This window comes from Oleiphilus sp. HI0132, from assembly GCF_001635845.1.
Genome location: NZ_LWGJ01000539.1, coordinates 1 through 847, shown reverse-complemented (window position 1 = coordinate 847; position 847 = coordinate 1). Strand labels below are relative to the sequence as shown.

General features: G+C 45.1%; 1 protein-coding gene. It reads right to left on the bottom strand.

Annotation, left to right across the window (positions count from 1 at the left end; all coding sequences use genetic code 11):
* Positions 1–847, bottom strand: an 847-nt coding sequence (locus A3766_RS06460) for a peroxidase family protein (RefSeq protein ID WP_304440934.1), incomplete at both ends; no start/stop codon positions are given.

Genomic DNA, 847 nt, shown 5'->3' with positions numbered 1-847 from the left:
AACGACGAGAAGCATTCAGGATAAAGACCTGGAAAGCCGTCTCACCAAAGGCAAAGCCATCAGGACGCACTGTTTCAGCTAGCTGACCCACCAAAGCATCGATCTGCTCAATGTCATTGTTATAAACACGCTTCAATTCAGCCAAAGTTGTAGGGTCTTCAGTTAAATCCTCAAACTTGGTAATCGGATTCAAACCAATCTGGCGACGGAATTCGTTGTAACGTGGTACACCACGCTCACGGTCACGAATAATATCGATTGTTGCCAAGTCAATATCGCCAATTAACGGCATTGAAAGGTTACGCAAAAACTCAGGATAGTTGTTTAGCGTCAAGGAACCTGGGTGAGTAATGCCGAAGGAGTACCATAGACGATCGCCGCCCTGATTATCGAGAATATCTTCTGCATCGCCATCACGCGTGTCTTCAATATTGATACGCTCAGAAACAACATTTGAACCGATATCGTAGATATCTACCGCATCACGTAGTAATGGGTGCATACGATAAACCGCAACGAATTCCTCAGTCAGTACATAAGGAACATCATAGTTATTTGGTTTGCTTTGGCCAACCAAACCACCAAGGATATGGTCAATTGCGCCTGGCGTGCTTAACTGTTCAGCTTTTTCAGGATCAAATAATGCGATGGTGTTAATGAGCCAGGAATTAGGACCTTTGATATCGTCCGTCACATTTTGGATCAAATCACGTGTTTCAGGATTACGCGCGATACCCCACCAGTTTGCTTCCATCGACAACTCTAATGCAGGGTTGGCGATAATTGCAGGCGTCCATTCAACTGTGTGAATCTTCGCCATCAAGGCAGAGTTGATCAAGCGGGACTT